Annotated in this window: 18 protein-coding genes; 12 read left to right on the forward strand and 6 right to left on the reverse strand. The window is 64.9% G+C overall.

Annotated features, from left to right (window positions below; genetic code table 11):
* Window positions 1-2: 2 nt before the first annotated feature.
* Entirely contained in the window at window positions 3-1,397 is a 1,395-nt protein-coding gene (gene ahcY, locus E8M84_RS01150) for an adenosylhomocysteinase (protein WP_137109343.1), read from the reverse strand.
* Window positions 1,398-1,524: 127 nt separating this feature from the next.
* Between ahcY and E8M84_RS01155 the strand changes: the two genes are divergently transcribed.
* Entirely contained in the window at window positions 1,525-2,469 is a 945-nt protein-coding gene (locus tag E8M84_RS01155) for a glycosyltransferase (RefSeq protein WP_170971809.1), read from the forward strand.
* A complete protein-coding gene (locus tag E8M84_RS01160; protein WP_137109345.1) occupies window positions 2,469-3,059 on the forward strand; it encodes an HD domain-containing protein in 591 nt (196 codons plus the stop codon). Before E8M84_RS01155 ends, E8M84_RS01160 begins: the two co-directional genes overlap by 1 nt.
* A 19-nt stretch (window positions 3,060-3,078) precedes the next feature.
* On the opposite strand, the gene E8M84_RS21355 is transcribed toward E8M84_RS01160, so the two are convergent.
* Window positions 3,079-3,249 carry a hypothetical protein gene (locus E8M84_RS21355; RefSeq protein WP_170971810.1) on the reverse strand — a complete coding sequence of 57 codons (171 nt, stop codon included), beginning with the start codon at window positions 3,247-3,249 and terminating at the stop codon, window positions 3,079-3,081.
* A gap of 96 nt (window positions 3,250-3,345) precedes the next feature.
* Between E8M84_RS21355 and E8M84_RS01165 the strand changes: the two genes are divergently transcribed.
* Window positions 3,346-4,221: a LysR family transcriptional regulator gene (locus E8M84_RS01165; RefSeq protein ID WP_137109346.1), complete on the forward strand. Its 876-nt coding sequence runs from the start codon at window positions 3,346-3,348 to the stop codon at window positions 4,219-4,221.
* Window positions 4,222-4,223: 2 nt separating this feature from the next.
* Here the strand turns inward: E8M84_RS01165 and E8M84_RS01170 are convergent, their stop codons facing one another.
* From E8M84_RS01170 to E8M84_RS01180, 3 genes are all read right to left on the reverse strand, one after another.
* Window positions 4,224-4,538, reverse strand: a complete 315-nt coding sequence (locus E8M84_RS01170) for an H-NS family nucleoid-associated regulatory protein (protein WP_170971882.1) — start codon at window positions 4,536-4,538, stop codon at window positions 4,224-4,226.
* A gap of 71 nt (window positions 4,539-4,609) precedes the next feature.
* Complete coding sequence (locus E8M84_RS01175; RefSeq protein ID WP_137109347.1) at window positions 4,610-5,164, reverse strand: ActR/PrrA/RegA family redox response regulator transcription factor; 555 nt, start codon at window positions 5,162-5,164, stop codon at window positions 4,610-4,612.
* Window positions 5,165-5,191: 27 nt separating this feature from the next.
* Window positions 5,192-5,818 carry an SCO family protein gene (locus E8M84_RS01180; protein ID WP_137109348.1) on the reverse strand — a complete coding sequence of 209 codons (627 nt, stop codon included), beginning with the start codon at window positions 5,816-5,818 and terminating at the stop codon, window positions 5,192-5,194.
* Between the two features lie 95 nt (window positions 5,819-5,913).
* Here E8M84_RS01180 and regB point away from each other — a divergent pair, with 95 nt between their 5' ends.
* From regB to trxA, 8 genes are all read left to right on the forward strand, one after another.
* On the forward strand, window positions 5,914-7,305 hold the full coding sequence (regB, locus tag E8M84_RS01185) for a sensor histidine kinase RegB (protein WP_137109349.1): 1,392 nt from the start codon (window positions 5,914-5,916) through the stop codon (window positions 7,303-7,305).
* 76 nt (window positions 7,306-7,381) lie between these two features.
* Window positions 7,382-8,950 carry a PAS-domain containing protein gene (locus tag E8M84_RS01190; protein WP_137109350.1) on the forward strand — a complete coding sequence of 523 codons (1,569 nt, stop codon included), beginning with the start codon at window positions 7,382-7,384 and terminating at the stop codon, window positions 8,948-8,950.
* A gap of 37 nt (window positions 8,951-8,987) precedes the next feature.
* Entirely contained in the window at window positions 8,988-9,455 is a 468-nt protein-coding gene (tsaE, locus tag E8M84_RS01195; RefSeq protein ID WP_137109351.1) for a tRNA (adenosine(37)-N6)-threonylcarbamoyltransferase complex ATPase subunit type 1 TsaE, read from the forward strand.
* Window positions 9,448-10,464, forward strand: coding sequence for an aminoglycoside phosphotransferase family protein (locus tag E8M84_RS01200; RefSeq protein ID WP_137109352.1), 1,017 nt, complete (start codon window positions 9,448-9,450; stop codon window positions 10,462-10,464). Before tsaE ends, E8M84_RS01200 begins: the two co-directional genes overlap by 8 nt.
* Window positions 10,440-11,144, forward strand: coding sequence for a nucleotidyltransferase family protein (locus E8M84_RS01205; RefSeq protein WP_137109353.1), 705 nt, complete (start codon window positions 10,440-10,442; stop codon window positions 11,142-11,144). Before E8M84_RS01200 ends, E8M84_RS01205 begins: the two co-directional genes overlap by 25 nt.
* The gene (gene addB / locus E8M84_RS01210) at window positions 11,137-14,034 is read left to right on the forward strand and encodes a double-strand break repair protein AddB (RefSeq protein ID WP_137109354.1); all 2,898 of its coding nucleotides are present in this window, start codon (window positions 11,137-11,139) and stop codon (window positions 14,032-14,034) included. The genes E8M84_RS01205 and addB overlap by 8 nt, the downstream gene beginning before the upstream one ends.
* Window positions 14,031-17,351: a double-strand break repair helicase AddA gene (gene addA / locus E8M84_RS01215; RefSeq protein WP_137109355.1), complete on the forward strand. Its 3,321-nt coding sequence runs from the start codon at window positions 14,031-14,033 to the stop codon at window positions 17,349-17,351. Before addB ends, addA begins: the two co-directional genes overlap by 4 nt.
* 57 nt (window positions 17,352-17,408) lie before the next feature.
* A complete protein-coding gene (gene trxA, locus E8M84_RS01220) occupies window positions 17,409-17,735 on the forward strand; it encodes a thioredoxin (protein ID WP_137109356.1) in 327 nt (108 codons plus the stop codon).
* A gap of 57 nt (window positions 17,736-17,792) precedes the next feature.
* Here the strand turns inward: trxA and E8M84_RS01225 are convergent, their stop codons facing one another.
* A complete protein-coding gene (locus tag E8M84_RS01225; protein ID WP_170971811.1) occupies window positions 17,793-18,050 on the reverse strand; it encodes a hypothetical protein in 258 nt (85 codons plus the stop codon).
* 153 nt (window positions 18,051-18,203) lie between these two features.
* Here E8M84_RS01225 and E8M84_RS01230 point away from each other — a divergent pair, with 153 nt between their 5' ends.
* Complete coding sequence (locus E8M84_RS01230) at window positions 18,204-18,953, forward strand: winged helix-turn-helix transcriptional regulator (protein WP_170971812.1); 750 nt, start codon at window positions 18,204-18,206, stop codon at window positions 18,951-18,953.
* Window positions 18,954-18,959 lie beyond the last annotated feature (6 nt).

Genomic DNA, 18,959 nt, shown 5'->3' on the forward strand with positions numbered 1-18,959 from the left:
GATCAGTAGCGGTAGTGGTCCGATTTGAACGGGCCCTCGACCTTGACGCCGATATAGTCGGCCTGGTCCTTGCGCAGCTCGGTCAGTTTGACACCGATTTTCTTCAGGTGCAGGCGGGCGACCTTTTCGTCCAGTGCCTTCGGCAGGATATAGACGCCCGGCGCATAGTCCTTGCCCTTGGTCCAAAGCTCAATCTGCGCCAGGACCTGGTTGGTGAACGACGCCGACATCACGAAGGACGGGTGACCGGTGGCGTTGCCAAGGTTCAGAAGGCGGCCTTCGGACAGGAGGATGATCCGGTTGCCCGAGGGCATCTCGATCATGTCGACCTGTTCCTTGATGTTGGTCCACTTGTGGTTCCGCAAGGACGCGACCTGAATCTCGTTGTCGAAGTGGCCGATGTTGCCGACGATCGCCATGTCCTTCATCGCGCGCATGTGCTCGATACGGATCACGTCCTTGTTGCCGGTGGTGGTGATGAAGATGTCGGCCGTGGCGACCTCGTCTTCCAGGAGCGTGACCTCATAACCGTCCATCGCCGCCTGCAACGCGCAGATCGGGTCGACTTCGGTGACCTTCACCCGCGCACCCGCGCCGCGCAGGGACGCGGCCGAGCCCTTGCCCACGTCGCCATAGCCACAGACCACGGCGACCTTGCCGGCCATCATCGTGTCGGTCGCGCGGCGGATGCCGTCGACCAGCGATTCCTTGCAGCCGTACTTGTTGTCGAACTTGGACTTGGTGACGCTGTCGTTGACGTTGATCGCCGGGAAGGGCAGCTGGCCCTTCTTGTGCAATTCATACAGGCGGTGGACGCCAGTGGTGGTTTCTTCCGACACGCCCTTGATCGCGGCGCGCTGCTTGGTGAACCAGCCGGGGCTGGCGGCGAGGCGCTTCCTGATCTGGTTGAAAAGGCAGACCTCCTCGTCGCTGGTCGGCACGGCGATCAGGTCGGTCTCACCGGCTTCGACCCGCGCGCCCATCAGGATGTAAAGCGTCGCATCCCCGCCGTCGTCGAGGATCATGTTGCAGGTCCCGCCTTCGCCGCCGAACTGGAATATCTTGTCGGTGTAGTCCCAGTACTGCTCCAGCGTTTCGCCCTTGATGGCGAAGACCGGGGTGCCACTGGCCGCGATGGCGGCGGCGGCGTGGTCCTGGGTCGAGAAGATGTTGCACGACGCCCAGCGGACATCGGCGCCAAGGGCCTTCAGCGTCTCGATCAGCACGCCGGTCTGGATCGTCATATGCAGCGACCCGGCAATCCGCGCGCCTTTCAGCGGCTGCGCCGCGCCAAACTCCTCACGGCAGGCCATCAGGCCCGGCATTTCGGTCTCGGCAATGGTGAGTTCCTTGCGGCCGAACTCGGCCAAAGCGATGTGCTTGACGATGTAATCCATGGCGTCCTGTGCGTCCTGTCCTTTGGGTCTGGCGGGGCCATAGCAAATGCGGGCGACCAAGACAACGTGGAGCCCTTGTCAAGCACCCGGCTTTGTGAAGACTCGACGACAGTCATCAGAGGCCGAAATGTCAGATCCCCAGCGCCACGACTCTGCCGTCGCCTTCTGCTGCGACCGCAATTACTTTCATCTCGCCTTGTTCATGGTGTGGAAGATCGCGCACTACAATCCGCACCGCCGGTTCGACTTCGTCATTTCCAGCCGCGACGACCTTGAGCTGCCTGAGTGGGCCCGGGCATTGGGCGTGATCCTGCACCGGACCGGCGATCTGCCAGAACATGCCGAAATTGGCCGGTTCTTCGGGTCGCTTGCACCGCTGTATCGTCTGACCCTGGTGCGCGAGCTTGGCCAGCGTTACCGCCGCATCCTGTATCTCGATTGCGACATGTTTGTCGAAGGCGGGGACATCAGCCGGCTTCTGGACGTCGATATTGGCACCCATGCGATCGGCGCGGTTCTGGACGCCCCTTTCTTCTACACCCCGAACTACCGCGCCAAAGAATTCGTCATCGCCGGCTTTCCGGCGCACCCCTATGTGAACACCGGTTTGCAGCTGATCGACACCCGCGCCTATGCCGAACAGGAGGTGGAGCGCAGGTCGTTCGACATCTGCAAGACGCATCCGAAGGCCGTCGTCTTTACTGATCAGTCGCTGACGAACCTTGCCCTGCGTGGGGATTTCGCCTTTCTGGCACCCTGCTGGAACTGGCAGATGAACAGTCGCTTTCCGATGATGCCATGGCGCTATCCGGTCTTCCTTCGCCATTTCATCGGTAGGGTCAAACCCGACAAGGAATTGAGGGGACATCTTGAGGCGCGGTTCAACGAAGCCTACCGCCATTTCTGCGAAACCCTGCTGCCTGAAGCGCTTCCGCTGATCGCGCCGCCCTGCAATCCCATGCCAGTCGCGATAGGTGATCTGTCGCAGATGTTCATGAAGCATGTCTTGGGCACGGGCATCATGCGGGAAATGCTCAAGCGTTTCTCTGACCCCTACAAAGCAGAAACCTGATGTCGAAGCGGGCGTGGCAAAGGATGTTGTCCGGGCGGCGGCTGGATCTTCTTGACCCCACCCCGATGGATATCGAGATCGAGGACATCGCCCACGGTCTTGCCTTCGTTGCCCGCTGGAATGGCCAGACACAGGGCGACTGGCCCTATTCGGTGGCCGAACATTCCCTGCTGGTGGAAGAGATCTTCGCCCGCGCCAATCCCGGCATCGCGGTGCGCTGGCGGCTGGCGGCCCTGCTGCACGATGCGCCGGAGTATGTCATCGGCGACATGATCAGCCCGGTGAAGGCCGCCGTCGGACCCGGATACGGTGCCCTGGACGAACGCCTTGCGGCTGCGGTTCACTTGCGGTTCGGGTTGCCGACCGTGCTACCCGTGCCGATCAAGAAGGCGATCAAGGCGGCGGACAAGGTATCAGCCTGGCTGGAAGCGGTACGGATTGCGGGGTTTCGCGAGGCGGAAGCTGACAAGCTGTTCGGGCGACCGCTGCCGGAGATCATCCACCGGCTGGAAATAAGACTTCGTCCGCCCGCAGAGGTGCGGGCGGACTATGCTGCGTCAGTTGCGCGGCTACTGGCCGCTTTCGATTGACCGGGACAGGAAACCTGCATCAGCGGGTGAAGTTCCGAATCCGGTCTGCGGCGTTCAAACCTTCGATCTCCATGAATTCGCGCGGGAACTCACGCGGGCTGCGGCGCTGCTCGCGGCGGGGCAGATGGTCCTCGGGCAGGCGTCCAAACCGCGATGCGATCAGCAGGGCGTCAGCAAAGATATTCAACATGGCCTTTCTCCTTTTTTCTGGCGATGATCTCTTTTGCCATGAAGAACGGCGTGATACGACTCAATAGCATTGCAGATATGTTAGGGATTCTATCATATGGCAACCGACTGGCGCACTATTCCTTCCCTGACGGCCCTGCGCGCATTTGCTGCCACGGCAGAACTGCGCAGCTTTTCCCAGGCCGCCCGCGTGCTGAACGTGACCCATGCGGCAGTCGCCCAGCAGGTCCGCGCGCTGGAAGAACAGCTTGGCCGCCCGCTGGTCCAGCGCGAAGGCCGCGGGGTCGGCCTGACCGCCGATGGCGAACAACTCGCCGAAGCATTGAACGAAGGTTTCGCAGCCTTTCAGCGCGGGCTGGAGGCCCTTCGCGCGGGTGAGGCCGACCGCCCCGTCCGCGTCACGCTGACAGCGAGCTTCGCAGCCCAATGGCTGATGCCCCGGCTCAAGGACTTCTGGCAGAAGCATCCCGATATCGGCCTGTCTCTGCATCCCGACAACCGGGTGGTCGACCTGCACCGTGACCGGATGGATCTTGGCATTCGCTATGGCAACGGCGACTGGGCCGGTGTTGAAAGTGCCTATCTGACCTCGGCACACATGGTAATTGCCGGGGCGCCTTCACTGATCGGCGACCGAAACAGGCTTTCGGTCGATGACATGGCAGAAATGGACTGGATCCTGTCCCGCACATGGCCGGAACAGGACGCCTATCTTCGCCAGCTTGGTCTTGACCCTGAAACCCTGAACCGCACCGACATCAACAGCGAGGAACTGGCAATTGCAGCCGCGCGACAGGGTCTGGGGCTGGTCGTCGAAAGTGTAGCCCTGATCGAATCCGATGTGACCGACGGTCGCCTGCGCATCGTGCACGAAAGCCGCGAAAAGCTTCCGGCCTACTTTATCGTGACCTTGCCCGGGCCAAAGCGCGCTGCAGCCCGGGCTTTTCTCAGGTGGCTGGCTGCCCAGACCTGATCTCAGATCGCCAGGTCTTCCGGCTTTTTCCCCTTGGCCAGCGCTTCCGAGAACCAGCGCGGCTTGCGCCCACGGCCCGACCAGGTATCCGCAGCATTTGCCGGGTTCGCGTATTTCGCCACGGAAGGAGAGCGTTTCCGCCCCGGCGCCGCGCCCGTCAGTTCCGCCAGCGAAAAGCCCATGGCCTTCGCCTTTTCTTCCAGTTCCGCCAATGCCTCGCGCTTGCGGCGGTCTTCATACCCGGAAATCGCTTTTGCTACCTGCGATTGCAAGTCCTTCAGCTCTTTCAAGGATAGGCTATTCCAGTCGACTTTCAATGTCTGATCCCCCTCGGATAAAGACATGTCCTGAATAGGTCGAATGAACGGATTGTGCAAGAAAGGTTAATTTATTTCGGGCTGCGCTTTGCCAGAATACGCTGGAGCGTACGGCGATGCATCGAAAGCCTGCGCGCCGTTTCCGAAACATTGCGGTCGCACATCTCGTAAACCCGCTGGATATGCTCCCAACGGACGCGGTCGGCGGACATCGGGTTCTCGGACGGTTCCGGCAGCGATCCACTCCGCGCCAGCAGGGCACTGGTCACGTCGTCCGCATCGGCCGGTTTCGAAAGATAGTCGATGGCCCCGATCTTGACCGCAGCCACTGCCGTCGCAATTGCGCCATAGCCGGTCAGGACCACCACACGGCAGGACGGGCGCTTTTCGTGCAGGGCTTCGATCACTTCCAGACCGTTGCCATCCTCAAGCCGCAGGTCGACAACAGCATAGGCAGGGGGCCGGGCAATAGCCTTCGCACGCCCCTCGGCCACGCTTTGGGCCGTCTCGGGCAGGAAGCCGCGTTTCTCCATCGCCTTGGCCAGACGCTTCACGAAAAGCTCGTCGTCATCGACAAGCAGAAGGGTACGGTCCGGCCCAAGATCGGCGGCGGGGTCTTCAGTCATGCGGCTTACCTGTTCTTCTGTCTCGCGTCACATGGCAGCTTTGCCTGCCTGAACGAAACAAGCAACGCTTTCTGCCATTTGCTCGGATGTAATCTCGCGCCGGAAGAAATCCACAAAGCCCGCACCGGGCAGCATCAGGTAAGTGAAAGTGGAATGGTCCATCAGATAGTATTCGTCCCCGGTGTCCCGCTTCTTGTAGAAGGTCTTGTAGGCCTGCGACGCGGCCCGGATCTGATCCGCACTACCTGTCAGCGCAACCAGTTTCGGATGCATGTTCGAAGCATAGTCGGCCAGGGCATCGGGGGTATCCCGTTCGGGGTCGATCGAGATGAAGACCGGCGTGACGTCAATGCCCATTGCATCAAGCCGATCCACCGCTTCGACGTTGCGTGACATGTCGAAGGGGCAGACATCGGGGCAGAACGTGTATCCAAAATAGACCAGCGACGGCTTGGTCAGAACTTCGGCGTCGGTCACCGTCTTTCCTGCCGTGTCGACCAGCGTGAACGGCCCGCCGATATCGCCGCCGGCAATCTGACCCTGCCGGCACTCGGCAAAGGCATCGTCGGTCCGATTGGCCAGCACATACCATGCCGACGCCCCGAGAAACGCCGCAACCGCCGCAGCGGCCACGCTGGCATATAGCTTGGTCATGGGCATACCCCCTTTGGTCTGACGGGTCGCATTGATCTCAGAAGGGCCGGACCTTAACAATGCACAATCCTGAGGGGGAGACATCCGGTCACAGCATGGCAACCGTAGCAACTGGCTTTCAGGCCCAGGACGCCGGGGCCAACTGGGTGCGCCTCAGGACACTGATCCTCCTGCGCTGGATGGCCATCGCAGGCCAGATCGCCGCGATCCTTGTCGCAAGCCAGCTTTACGGCCTGGACCTGCCCCTCGGGCTTTCCGCCCTTGCGGTGGGCGTATCCGTCGTCGTGAACCTGCTTCTGGTCGCCCTCTTCCCGGAAAACCGCAGGCTGTCGGAAGCCGAAGCGTTCCTGACTCTGCTCTTCGACCTTGGTCAGCTGGCAGTGCTGATCTTCCTGACCGGCGGGTTGACCAACCCCTTCGCGATCCTCGTGCTTGCCCCGGTCACCATCTCGGCCAGCGTCCTGCGCCTGCGGTCCACCATTGCGCTGGGCGCACTGGCGATCCTGATCGTCACCGCCGCCCTCTTCTGGCACCTGCCCCTGCGCTTCGCCGACGGGCGCGAACTGCTGATTCCGCCGCTGTTCGTCTTCGGCTTCTGGCTGTCGATCGTGATCGGCATCCTGTTCCTCGGCCTCTACTCGCGCCGGGTCGCAACCGAGATGCGCTCGATGTCCGAGGCGCTGTTGGCGACACAGATGGCCCTGGCACGAGAGCAGAAGCTGACCGACCTCGCAGGAGTTGTTGCCGCAGCCGCGCATGAACTTGGCACGCCCCTGGCCACCATCAAGCTGGTCAGCGCTGAACTGATCGAAGAGCTTTCGGACCAGCCCGACCTGCAAGAGGACGCCCGCCTGATCCGCGAACAGGCCGACCGCTGCCGGGACATCCTGCGTGACATGGGACGGGCCGGAAAGGATGACCGGCACCTTCGCCAGGCCCCCTTGTCCGCCGTCCTGCGCGAAGCAGCCGAGCCGCATCTTGCCCGCGGAAAGCAGGTCGAGTTCGGTTTTGGCCCCATGCAGGACGGAAAACCCGACCAACCGTCGATCCAACGTCGCCCCGAAGTTATCCATGGCTTGCGGAACCTCGTCCAGAATGCCGTCGACTTTGCCCGCTCACGGGTCTGGGTCGAAGGCGAATGGTCTGAAAGACGAATCGTCGTGCGCATCACGGATGACGGGGACGGCTTTCCGCCCAGCGTCATCGGCCGGATCGGCGATCCTTTTGTCCGGGCCCGCCGGACAGAGCCGGAACCGGAAAAGCGTCCGGGCTATGAAGGCATGGGGCTTGGCCTCTTCATCGCAAAGACGCTGCTGGAACGGTCCGGTGCCGAGCTGTCCTTTGCCAATGCGACCGATCCCTTTCTTGCCCCCAAGGACCGCCCCGAACGCTCGGGCGCGGTGATCGAGGCGGTCTGGGACACCGCCAATCTGGTCGCGCCATCCACACCCGGCGGGCTGGGAGAGAACCAGCCGATCTCCGAATAGGGCCGGATTAACCGGCGATTAACTGTTCCGCGCCAAGGTTTGAATCAAGTTTGATCCTTTCCGGGGTTCCTGAGTGATGGGTGATCTGGCAATGGCGGCGGGAATGGTGCTGGCGGCGTTTCTGGTCGCGTTTTCGGCACTGGCGTTCATGCAGGCCTGGGCCACGCGGCATCCGGCCCGGGCCCCCAGTATCTTTGAACCGACCCCGAACCAGATTGCCTTTCTGTTCAACGGCGAACGGCTGATCGACGCGACGGCCTCGGCGCGGGTGATCCTGCCCGAAGGCGAAGACCAGCGCGCCTGGGGGCGGCTGATGGCCCGCTTTGGCGCGGACTTTCCCAATCTGACCGAACGGCTCGCCGCCCTGCCGCGCCTGGGCCAGATCCAGATTTCCTCGCAACCAGGGACCTCGCCCCCCCTGGTCCTGAAGGCTGAACATCTGTCCGGCCTCACGCGCCTGACGATCAACGGCGGGCAATCCGACCTGCCCCAGAACCAGACCGATGCCGCCACCTCGGCCGCCCTGCATCAAGAGGTCATGGCACAGCGCGCCGTCCTGTCGCGCTCGCCGGTCCTTATGTGGAAAGAGGCCGCGGATGGCTCGGTGATCTGGGCGAACCACGCCTACCTGATCCGCGCGGTGGAACTTCTGCCCGATGGCGAAGACCTGTCCTGGCCCCTGCCCAGGCTTTTCGACCAGACGGCCGCAAACTCCGGCCGGGTGCCACGGCTGAAACTGCAGATGCCCAGCGGCCCGGAATGGTTCGATCTGGTACGGATGCCCCAGGGCGACGAAGCGCTCTGCTATGCCATGGCTGCCGACAAGGCGGTTCAGGCCGAAACTGCTCTGCGTGAGTTCATGCAGACCCTGACCAAGACCTTCGCCGACCTCCCCATCGGGCTTGCGATCTTCGACCGCTCCCGCTGCCTGCAGATGTTCAACCCCTCGCTGGCCGACCTTACCACCCTGCCGCCCGAGCTTTTGATCGCGCGTCCCACACTAAACGCCTTCCTCGATGCAATGCGCGCCCGGGCGATGATTCCCGAACCGCGCGACTACCGCAGCTGGCGCAAGCAGCTTGCCCGGCTGGAGGAAGAGGCCGCCATGGGCATCTTCGAAGAAACCTGGAGCCTGCCGGGCGGCCAGACCTACCGCGTGATCGGCCGCCCGCATCCGAACGGGGCGCTGGCATTCATGTTCGAGGACATCTCGAACGAAATGTCGCAGACCCGGCGCTATCGGGCGGACGTGGAACTGGGCCAGTCGGTGATCGACGCCGTCGAGGATGCCGTCGCGGTCTTCTCGCAGGGCGGTCAGCTGGTGATGTCCAACCATGCCTATGCCCAGCTTTGGCAGCATGACCCGCAGGTTCTCTTGTCCGAAGCCAGCATCACCACTCTCTGCGCCTGGTGGCGTGAGCATGCAGCGCCAACCCTCCTGTGGGACGACGCCATCGACTTCGCCACCAGCGGCGACGACCGGTCACCCTGGGAAGGTGACGTGCGGCTTCTGGACGGGCGGCTGGTGTCCTGCCGGTTCCGGCCGCTGACGGGCGGTGCGACGCTGATCTCGTTCCGCGTCCAGGGAACGATGGGCCTGACCCCAGTCCGGGACCCTTCGCACTTGGACATGCTTTCTGCCTGAGACTTGCGGTGGCAATCCGGGCGGCTACAGTCCCGTCATGCCCAACCCCGCCGAAATCGTCACGATCCCGCTTCCGACCGCCGCCGAGACCGAGGCGTTGGGCCGCAGGCTGGCGACCCTTGCCGGTCCGGGCGATGCGATCCTGCTGGAAGGCCCCATCGGAGCCGGGAAATCCTGCCTCGCCCGCGCCTTCATCCGCGCCCGACTGGGTGAGGCGGAGGAAGTCCCCTCGCCGACCTTCACTCTGGTCCAGGTCTACGACGATGACGGCACCGAAATCTGGCATGCCGACCTTTACCGCCTGACCCATCCGGACGAAGTCTGGGAACTCGGCCTCGATCAGGCGTTCGAGACCGCAATCTGCCTGGTGGAATGGCCCGACCGCCTTGGCAGTCACCTCCCCGCCGGCGCCCTGACCATCCGGCTGGAGGCCAAGGGGGAGGGTCGACAGGCCGTTGTCACCGGCGGCCGACCGGGCCTGGCCAGGGCCTTGGCGCATGACTGACCGCGCCCACGATCTGACAGCATTTCTCCATCGCTCCGGATGGGGAGCGGCGGAGCGGCGGCATCTTGCAGGCGACGCCTCGGATCGCCGGTACGAACGGTTGCGGCTTGGCGCGGCGACCGCCGTCCTGATGGACAACCCGCCCGGAGGCGCCGACGACCCCGCGGCCTTTTCCGCCATGGCCCGGCACCTGCGCGCGCTTGGCCTCTCGGCCCCGGCGATCCTTGCGGAAGACCTTGCGCAAGGCTTCCTGCTGCTGGAGGACCTTGGCGACGACCTTTTCGCCCGTCTGGTCGCTGCCGACCCGACCCGCGAAGACCAGCTTTACGCCGCAGCGACCGACACGCTTTTGCACCTGCAGGCCGCCGCCCCGCCCTCAGGCCTGCCCAACCTTACCGCCGAAGACTGGGCCACCGCCGCAGGGTTCGCCCTCGACTGGTACGCCTTTGCGGCGTCGGGAACCCGCCCTGATCCAGCCGAATTCCACGCCGCCCTGACCAAAGCCTTGCAGGCCCATGCCGACGGCCCGCGCGTCTTGATCCTGCGCGACTTCCACGCCGAGAACCTGATCTGGCTACCCGGACGGGACAGCCTGGCGCGGACCGGGCTTCTCGACTTCCAACTCGGCCAGCTCGGCCAGCCCGGCTATGATCTGGTGTCACTTCTGCAAGACGCCCGCCGCGACGTCAGCCCGGCAACCGAAACCCGCATGATCGCCCGCTTCATCGCAGCAACGCAAACCGATCCGCAGGACTTTGCCGCCCACTATGCGACCTTAGGCGCCCAGCGCGCGCTGCGCATTCTGGGTGTCTTCGCGCGGCTCTGCCTTGTGGCAGGCAAGCCCGGCTACCTGCCCTTGATCCCCCACGTCTGGAGCCAGTTGCAAGCCAACCTCGCACATCCGGCCCTTGCCGATCTTCGCGCGGTCTGCGACCGGGTCCTGCCTGCTCCGACACCCGACCTCCTGCAGAAAATCAAAGCGCAATGCCCGCCTACCCCTTCCCGCTGATGCTCTTCGCCGCCGGGTTCGGCACCCGGATGAAGGCGCTGACCGCAGACCGGCCCAAACCGCTGATCCCGGTCACGGGGCGGGCGCTGATCGACCACGCGCTGGATGTCGCCACTGCGGCCGACGTGGGGCGCATCGTCGTCAACACCCACTACCGGGCCGAACAGATGGCCGCGCATCTGGCGGGCAGCGGCGTCACGATCAGCCACGAGGCCGACCGGATTCTGGAAACCGGCGGGGGCCTCAAGGCCGCCTTGCCGCTCCTTGGCGACGGGCCGGTAGCGATCCTGAACAGCGATGGCATCTGGACCGGGGCCAACCCGCTGCAAACCCTCGCCGTCGCCTGGGACAACACTAGAATGGAGGCGCTTCTCCTCCTCCTGCCGCTGGACCGCACCCGCGCGCATGGGCCAAAGGGTGATTTCCGTGTCGATGCCGAAGGCCGCCTCTCGCGCGGGGCCGGGGGTGAGGATCACGTCTACATCGGCGCCCAGATCATCAACCCAGACCGCGTCCGCGCCTTCCCCGACGAGGTCTTTTCGCTGAACCGCGTCTGGGACCAGATGATCGCCGCCGGCACCGCCTTCGGCGTCCTGCATCCCGGCGACTGGTGCGATGTCGGCCACCCGGAGGGGATTGCCGAGGCCGAGCGCCTGCTGCACGATGCCCGGCATGGCTAAGCCTGTTTCCCTTTTCGCACTGCCGCCCGGCGTGGATTTTCCCGCCGAACTGGTCGCAGGGCTACTGGAACAGATGGCCGGAAAACCGCCCGAGGCGATGGCCCGGGTCACCCTGATCGTGAACACTCAGCGCATGCGGCGGCGGGTCGTGGAATGCCTGCAGGGCTATGGGGCGCGGCTCCTTCCCCGCATCCTTCTGGTGACCGAGGCCGCCACCCTGGCAAATCTGCCCCTGCCGCAGCCCATCTCGCCCCTTCGGCGCAGGCTGGTTCTGTCCGTTCTCCTCGACAGCCTTCTGGCCACCGGAACCACGCATTTCCCCCGCGCCGCGCTGTATGAACTGGCCGACAGCCTCGCCGGATTGATGGAGGAGATGCAGGGCGAAGGCATCACGCCCGGCCGGATCGCCGCGCTGGACGTCGCCAACCATTCCGCCCACTGGGCGCGCACCCAGGCCTTCCTTGGCATCGTGTCCGAGGCATTGGCAGGCGACGCGCCGGATGCCGAGGCGATCCTGCGCCAGGTGGTCGCGGGCCTGCCCGACAGCTGGGCCGCAGTGCCACCCCCCGGGCCAGTGATCCTTGCAGGCTCGACCGGGTCACGCGGGACGACTGCGCTTCTGATGCAGGCCATCGCTCAGCTGCCGCAGGGCGCAATCGTTCTGCCGGGCTACGACTTCGATCTTCCGCCAGAAGTCTGGGACGGCATGGACGACGTGCTTAGCGCCGAGGATCATCCGCAGTTCCGGTTCCGCAGGCTAATGGACCTACTTGGATGCGGTCCGCTGGACGTCCAGCCATGGACCACCACCCCCGCGCCCGACCCCCAGCGGAACAAGCTCATTTCTTTGTCGCTTCGCCCCGCGCCGACGACGCATCAATGGCTGGCCGAGGGTCCCCATCTGCCCGATCTTGTCGATGCCACCGAGGGGCTGACGTTGCTGGAAGCCCCCAGCCCGCGATCCGAGGCCGTTGCCATCGCGCTGGTCCTGCGCAAGGCGGCGGAGGATGGCACCCGCGCGGCCCTCATCTCGCCCGACCGCAACCTGACCCGCCGCGTGACTGCCGCGCTTGACCGCTGGGGCATCCGCCCCGACGATTCGGCCGGGCGCCCTCTGGCTCTCTCCGCTCCCGGGCGGCTGATGCGGCAGGTCGCGGCGCTCTTTGGACAGAAGCTGACGTCGGACGCCCTCCTCGCGCTCCTCAAGCACCCGCTTGCCTTCACCGGCGCCGGTCGCGGCCCGCACCTGATCCTGACCCGCGAGCTGGAGCTTCACATCCGGCGCAACGGCCCCGCCTTCCCGACGGCCGACAGCCTGCGGCACTGGGCCACGCTGTCCGGTCTGTCTCAGGCGGAGGATTGGGCCGGGATCGTCGCCGACACGCTGTGCGGCCACGAAATGCTTGGGCGGCAATCGCTGTCGGATTACGTCGCCCTGCACCTGCGCCTGACCGAGCGTCTGGCAGCAGGGTTCGACACGTCCGGAAGCAGCGCGCTTTGGCAAAAGGCAGCCGGGGAAGAGGCGCAGACGGCGCTGGCCGAATTGCAGCAAGAAGCCTCGGCAGCGGGCGACATGACGCCGATGGACTATGCGGGCATCTTCCTCGGTGTCCTGCAGCGGCACGAGGTGCGCGAAACCGAAAGCGTGCATCCCGGCATAATGATCTGGGGCACGCTGGAAAGCCGGGTTCAAGGCGCCGACCTCGTGATCCTTGGTGGCCTCAACGACGGAACCTGGCCCGCGCAACCACCGCCCGATCCCTGGCTGAACCGGGCGATGCGGAAAGAGGCGGGGCTTCTCTTGCCCGAACGCCGGATCGGCCTGTCCGCACACGACTACCAGCAGGCGGTGGCCGCGCCTCAAGTCGTTCTCAGCCGGTCCAAGCGCAGCAGCGAGGCGGAAACCGTCGCCTCACGCTGGCTGAACCGGCTGGTGAACCTGATGGCGGGTCTTCCGACCAGACGTGGCCCGGAAGCCCTGGCAGAGATGCGCAAAAGGGGCGACACTTGGCTGCAATTGGCTCAGGCCTTCGATGCCCCGCCCAGGGTCGATGCGACCCTGCGCCCCTCACCCCGCCCCCCGGTCGCCGCCCGCCCGCGCAAGCTGTCGGTGACCGAGATCAAGACCCTGATCCGCGACCCCTATGCCATCTACGCGCGCCATGTTCTCAAGCTGAAACCGCTCGACCCGCTGCGCCCCGAAGCCGACCCGCGTCTGCGCGGCGTGGTGCTGCACGAGATCCTGGAAATCTTCCTCCGCCAAGGGGGCGGTCCGCGCGAAACGCTGCTGTCCATCGCCGACGCCGTCCTCGCTGACCGCGTGGCCTGGCCCCTTGCCCGCACGATCTGGCGCAGCCGCATCGCCAAGGCCGCCGACGCCTTCCTCACCTTCTCCGCCTCGACTGGCGGCCAACCCGTGCTGCTGGAAGAAAAGGGTGCTGTGCAGGTTCCGGGCCTCGACTTCACGCTGACCGGCAAGCCGGACCGGATCGACCGGCTGGCGGATGGTCGGCTACTGCTCATCGACTACAAGACCGGCGATCCGCCGTCTCCGGCGCAGCAGGAGCATTTCGACAAGCAACTGCTTCTCCTTGCCGCGATGGCCGAAGGCGGCGGGTTCAAGGGGCTGGGGCCCGAAGAGGTGGCCCGCGTGGTCTATGTGGGCCTCAAGGCCCAGCTGAAGCTGTCCGACATCACCCTCGAACCCGGACAAGTCGCCACCGGCTGGGCCGAGTTCGGCAAGCTGATGACGTCCTATGCGCGGCCGACCCAAGGCTACACGGCCCGCCGCGCGCTGGAAAAGACCACGGACGCAAGCGACTACGACCACCTCTCGCGCTACGGCGAATGGGAGATGACCGACACCCCGACCCCTGAAAGCCTGACATGACCCAGGCCTTCACCCGCCAGATCGCCGCCGCGCATCCCGCCAGCAACACCTGGCTGTCCGCCAATGCCGGATCGGGCAAGACCCGCGTCCTGACCGACCGGGTTGCCCGCCTTTTGCTGTCGGGCGTCGAACCGCAACACATCCTCTGCCTGACCTACACCAAGGCCGCCGCCAGCGAGATGCAGAACCGCCTGTTCGGCAGGCTTGGCGAATGGGCGATGATGCCCGAGGTGAAGTTGCAAGAGGAACTCGCCAAGCTTGGCGAACCCGACAATCCACCAGAACGCCTTGCCCGTGCCCGCCAGCTGTTCGCCCGCGCGATTGAGGCCCCCGGCGGCCTGCGCATCCAGACGATCCACAGCTTCTGCGGCAGCCTCCTCCGCCGCTTTCCGCTCGAGGCCGGCGTCTCCCCCGGGTTTGTCGAGATGGACGACCGCACCGGCAAGCTGATGCGCGCAGAGATCGTCGAGGAAATGGCCGACGGCTCGAACGCCAAGGTCGTGCGTCGCTTGACCGAGGTGCAGAACGGCGAAAAGTTCGGCGAGTTGATCGAAGAGATCGCCCGACACCGCGCCCGCTTTGCCCAGCCGCTGACCCGGGATCAGGTCTGGCGGCTGTTTGGCCTGCCCGACATCGTGGATGACGCCTACCTCCTGTCGCTTGCGTTCAAGGGAACCGAAGACTGGCTGATCGCCCAGACCCTGCCGCTGCTGCGCGCGGCGACCCCGACTATGCAGGACCTTGCGACGGTTCTGGCCGGGATCAACTGGCAGGGACCGGCGCGGGCCGATCTTCAAACCCTTTATGATGCCTTCTTGCTGAAGAAGGGCGATGTCCGCATTCCCGAGCCCAAGTTTGGCTCGGTCCCATCCCGCAAGGTCAGGACAGCGATGGATACGCTGGTCCATGACTTCGACGACTTCATGCAGCGCGTGGCCGATGCCCGCCAGACGGAACTCGCCCTATCTGCCGCCGAAAAGACCCTCGCCCTGCATGACTTCGCCGCCGTCTTCCTGCCCGAATACGACCGCCGCAAGGCCGCCCGCGGGCTCCTTGACTTCGATGACCTGATCCTGCGCGCCAAGGACCTTCTGACCAACCCTTCGCTGGCCGCCTGGGTCCTCTACCGCCTCGACGGCGGGATCGATCACATCCTTGTCGACGAGGCGCAGGACACCAGCCCCGAACAGTGGGACCTGATCGAGGCGCTGGCCGCCGAACTCATCGCCGGGGAAGGCGCGAACACGCGCGACCGGACGCTGTTCGTGGTCGGCGACAAGAAGCAGTCGATCTATTCCTTCCAGGGTGCCGACGTCGCCGCCTTCGACCAGATGCGCGATCATTTCGGCTCACGTCTGGCCGGAGGTCGCGGCCTGAACGACAGCGTCCTGGAACACTCGTTCCGGTCGTCACGCGCCATCCTTGACGTGGTGGACAAGACCTTCACCCCCGCCGAACAGGCAGCCCTTGGCGGCGGGTCGCATCACATCGCGATCAACGACAAGCTTCCCGGACGGGTCGATGTCTGGCCCGTTCTGGAAAAGGCTGAAACGCCCGAACCCGGCCCCTGGTACGAACCCGTCGACACCACCCATTCCGAAGACCCGCAGATCCGCCTGGCCAGGAACATCGCCGAATGGATCCGCGACCGCGTCGAAGGCGGCGAGCAGATCCCCCAGGCGCCAAAGGACGGCGGCCCCACCGAACGCCCCATCCGCTATGGCGATTTCCTGATCCTCGTCCAGCGCCGCTCGGGTGTCTTCCACGACATCATCCGCGCCTGCAAGGACCTCAAGCTTCCCATCGCCGGGGCCGACCGGCTCAAGCTTGGCGGAGTGCTTGCCGTCAAGGACCTGTCGGCGCTGCTGGCCTTCCTTGACACGCCCGAAGACGACCTCTCCCTCGCCGCCGTCCTGCGCTCGCCCCTCTGCGGCTGGACCGAGGCCGAGCTTTTCCGCCTCGCCCATCCCCGCAAAGGCTATCTGTGGGAGGCCCTGCGCGACCATCCGGGCCACACCGATACCAAGGCCTTCCTCGACGACATGCGCGGCCAGGCCGATTTCCTGCGACCCTACGACCTGATCGAACGCGTCCTGCACCGCCACGACGGCCGCCGCAAACTGGTCGGCCGCCTGGGTCCCGAGGCGGAAGACGGCATCGACGAACTGCTCAGCCAGGCCCTTGCCTTCGAGACGGCAGAAGTCCCCAGCCTCACAGGCTTCCTCACCTGGATGGAGACCGACGATGTCGAGGTCAAACGCCAGATGGACGGCGAGGGCGACCTGATCCGGGTGATGACCGTCCACGGCGCCAAGGGGTTGGAGGCCGAGATCGTCATCCTTCCCGAATGTGCCGACTATTCGCCGCCCGACCGCGACCAGATCTATCCGCTGCAGAACGGCCCCGCAGTCTGGAAGGTCAGCAAGGAAGAAAGCCCAGCCTCGCTTGCCGCCGAACGCGAAGCGCGGACCGAGAAGGACGCTGCCGAACGCTTGCGGCTCCTCTATGTGGCGATGACCCGCGCCCGCTGTTGGCTGGTCGCTTCTGGATCAGGAAAGGTCACCAAAGACACGACCTGGCACCGGCTTATCAGCAATGGCGTCGCGGCCGCAGGGCAGACCGAACTGACCGACGGCATCGTCCGGCACAGCTTTGGCACCTGGCCCGCCCCCGTGCACCAAGACAAGGTCGCAGCAGTCCCGCTGCACCTTCCCGCATGGACCAGCCTGCCCGCCCCCGACGCCCCGCGTCCGGCTCAGGTCCTGTCACCGTCCGACCTGGGCGGTCCCAAGGCCCTGCCCGGCGAACCCGCCTGGCCCGAGGCCGAGGCCCGCGCCCGGGGCACTGCATTGCACCTTCTTCTGGAACGCCTGCCCGGTCTTGACCCCGTGGATTGGGAAAGCCACGCCGCCGCTCTGATTGCCGACAGCGCCTATCGTGCCGACGCCCTCGCCGAGGCCACAAGCGTCCTGCGCCATCCCGACCTGTCGCGCCTCTTTGGTGCGGACAGCCTGACCGAAGTCGCCGTCACCGCCCCCTGGCAAGGCCGCACCCTGACCGGCTCCATCGACCGCCTCATCATCGGCCCCGACCGCATCCTGGTCATCGACTTCAAGTCGAATGCCATTGTCCCCGACCGGTCCGAAAGTGTCCCCGAAGGCATCCTCCGCCAGCTTGGCGCCTATGCCCACATGCTGGCGCAAATCTACCCCGACCGGAGGATCGAGACGGCGATCCTCTGGACCAAGGCCCCCCGCCTCATGCCCGTCGATCCCGAGATCGTGAGTGCAGCCCTTACCCGCACCACGATCCCTTGACGTTCCCGCCCCGCCTCCATACCTTCCTTACCCGACAAATCCCGTAGGAGAACGATCATGGGCGCTGCCACCGTCGCAGTCACCGACGCCACCTTCGACACCGAAGTCCGCAAGTCGCCGATTCCGGTCGTCGTGGATTTCTGGGCCGAATGGTGCGGCCCCTGCCGCCAGATCGGCCCGGCGCTTGAGGAACTGGCCACCCAGTACGCCGGTCAGGTCAAGATCGTGAAGGTCAACGTGGACGAGAACCCGGACAGCCCCGCCACCCTCGGCGTGCGCGGCATTCCGGCCCTGTTCATGTTCAAGGACGGCCAGGTCGTGTCGAACAAGGTCGGCGCCGCCCCGAAGGCCGCGCTGGAAAACTGGATCAAGTCGGCGATCTGATCCCGTCTCGAACAGTTACCGCGCCCGGCCTCCGCGATACGGGGCCGGGCGTTTTCATTACCAATTCGTCGCCCGGGCTACAGCCACCTCGGCCAGTTCGCCGGAAGCATCCACCGTCAGCGGCGACGCCAAGGCTGCCTCGACGTCCTCCGGCATCAGCCCGATGTCTTGCAGCGCCGCCCTCGGGACCGCAATCAGCGCCGCGCGCATCTGCCGGCGCCGCACCCACTCAGCCAATCTGGTCAGCCCAGCCATGAACGGCGCAATCGCCTTCGCATGCCCGGCAAGGCCCCCGGCGCGTCCCATTCTGTCCATTTCCGACCTCCGCCATTTGGTTTCCCTGACCTGAACCTTCACTCGGGCCGCCCTGCCACGGCCAGTTCTAGGATCAAAGCAGACCGCTACGGATTTCGCACTGGCCCAGAGCGGAACCCCTTTGGTATGATCCCGGCATCAGGAGGCGGACCCATGCCATCCAAACCCTACGGTACGATCTGCGCGCTCTCGAAAGCCTGCGAGATCATCGAGCCGCGTTGGACATTGCTGATCCTCAACCAGATGTGGTGCGGCTATACCCGTTTCAGCGACATCCGCCGTGCGGTCGGCAACATTTCTCCCGGGGTCCTGTCGAAGCGTCTAAGCGAGATGGAGAAGGTCGGCCTCATAGAACGGATCGAGGATCGCGCCAAGGGCAGCATCGACTATATCCGCACCCAGATGGCCATCGAACTGGAACCCGCTATGGATGCCATCTCGATCTGGGCGCAGCGCCATATCGACGCCGAGGTTGCATTGTCCAATACCAACCTCTCGAACATGATGTGGAAGTTCGGCAAGGCGATAAAGCCCGCCCACCTTCCCGCACGCCGTGTGGTGATCCGCCTCCATTTCGCCGACAAGGCCGAACCGTATCCCACCTGGTGGCTTGTGGCCGATCCCGCTACGCCGCCCGAAGTCTGCTCTGTGATCCCCGACGTTGATGTCGATCTTTTTGTCGAGACGACCAAAATGTCCTGGAGCGCCCTGTTGCTGGGCCGGTCGACCGTCGCGCGCGAGATCGACTCCGGCCGGTTGTTCATGACCGGGGATCCCGTCCTGATGCGAACGATCAACAACTGGCTGCCCCGGTCGGACTATGCCCAGACCGACGGCATCCGGATGCTGCCCGCTGCGGAGCGGGTTGCAAAGACGGATGGTCAACAGAAAGTGTCATGCTAGAGTGAC

Origin of the sequence: Rhodobacter sp. SY28-1 (genome assembly GCF_005222785.1) — a bacterium.
Classification (GTDB): Bacteria; Pseudomonadota; Alphaproteobacteria; order Rhodobacterales; family Rhodobacteraceae; genus Tabrizicola.

What these genes read in the sequence shown, in the direction of transcription:
- ahcY (WP_137109343.1), bottom strand. Translation starts at nt 1,397, where the DNA reads ATGGATTACATCGTCAAGCACATCGCTTTGGCCGAGTTCGGCCGCAAG.
- E8M84_RS01155 (WP_170971809.1), top strand. Translation starts at nt 1,525, where the DNA reads ATGTCAGATCCCCAGCGCCACGACTCTGCCGTCGCCTTCTGCTGCGAC.
- E8M84_RS01160 (WP_137109345.1), top strand. Translation starts at nt 2,469, where the DNA reads ATGTCGAAGCGGGCGTGGCAAAGGATGTTGTCCGGGCGGCGGCTGGAT.
- E8M84_RS21355 (WP_170971810.1), bottom strand. Translation starts at nt 3,249, where the DNA reads ATGTTGAATATCTTTGCTGACGCCCTGCTGATCGCATCGCGGTTTGGA.
- E8M84_RS01165 (WP_137109346.1), top strand. Translation starts at nt 3,346, where the DNA reads ATGGCAACCGACTGGCGCACTATTCCTTCCCTGACGGCCCTGCGCGCA.
- E8M84_RS01175 (WP_137109347.1), bottom strand. Translation starts at nt 5,164, where the DNA reads ATGACTGAAGACCCCGCCGCCGATCTTGGGCCGGACCGTACCCTTCTG.
- E8M84_RS01180 (WP_137109348.1), bottom strand. Translation starts at nt 5,818, where the DNA reads ATGACCAAGCTATATGCCAGCGTGGCCGCTGCGGCGGTTGCGGCGTTT.
- regB (WP_137109349.1), top strand. Translation starts at nt 5,914, where the DNA reads ATGGCAACCGTAGCAACTGGCTTTCAGGCCCAGGACGCCGGGGCCAAC.
- E8M84_RS01190 (WP_137109350.1), top strand. Translation starts at nt 7,382, where the DNA reads ATGGGTGATCTGGCAATGGCGGCGGGAATGGTGCTGGCGGCGTTTCTG.
- tsaE (WP_137109351.1), top strand. Translation starts at nt 8,988, where the DNA reads ATGCCCAACCCCGCCGAAATCGTCACGATCCCGCTTCCGACCGCCGCC.
- E8M84_RS01200 (WP_137109352.1), top strand. Translation starts at nt 9,448, where the DNA reads ATGACTGACCGCGCCCACGATCTGACAGCATTTCTCCATCGCTCCGGA.
- E8M84_RS01205 (WP_137109353.1), top strand. Translation starts at nt 10,440, where the DNA reads ATGCCCGCCTACCCCTTCCCGCTGATGCTCTTCGCCGCCGGGTTCGGC.
- addB (WP_137109354.1), top strand. Translation starts at nt 11,137, where the DNA reads ATGGCTAAGCCTGTTTCCCTTTTCGCACTGCCGCCCGGCGTGGATTTT.
- addA (WP_137109355.1), top strand. Translation starts at nt 14,031, where the DNA reads ATGACCCAGGCCTTCACCCGCCAGATCGCCGCCGCGCATCCCGCCAGC.
- trxA (WP_137109356.1), top strand. Translation starts at nt 17,409, where the DNA reads ATGGGCGCTGCCACCGTCGCAGTCACCGACGCCACCTTCGACACCGAA.
- E8M84_RS01225 (WP_170971811.1), bottom strand. Translation starts at nt 18,050, where the DNA reads ATGGACAGAATGGGACGCGCCGGGGGCCTTGCCGGGCATGCGAAGGCG.
- E8M84_RS01230 (WP_170971812.1), top strand. Translation starts at nt 18,204, where the DNA reads ATGCCATCCAAACCCTACGGTACGATCTGCGCGCTCTCGAAAGCCTGC.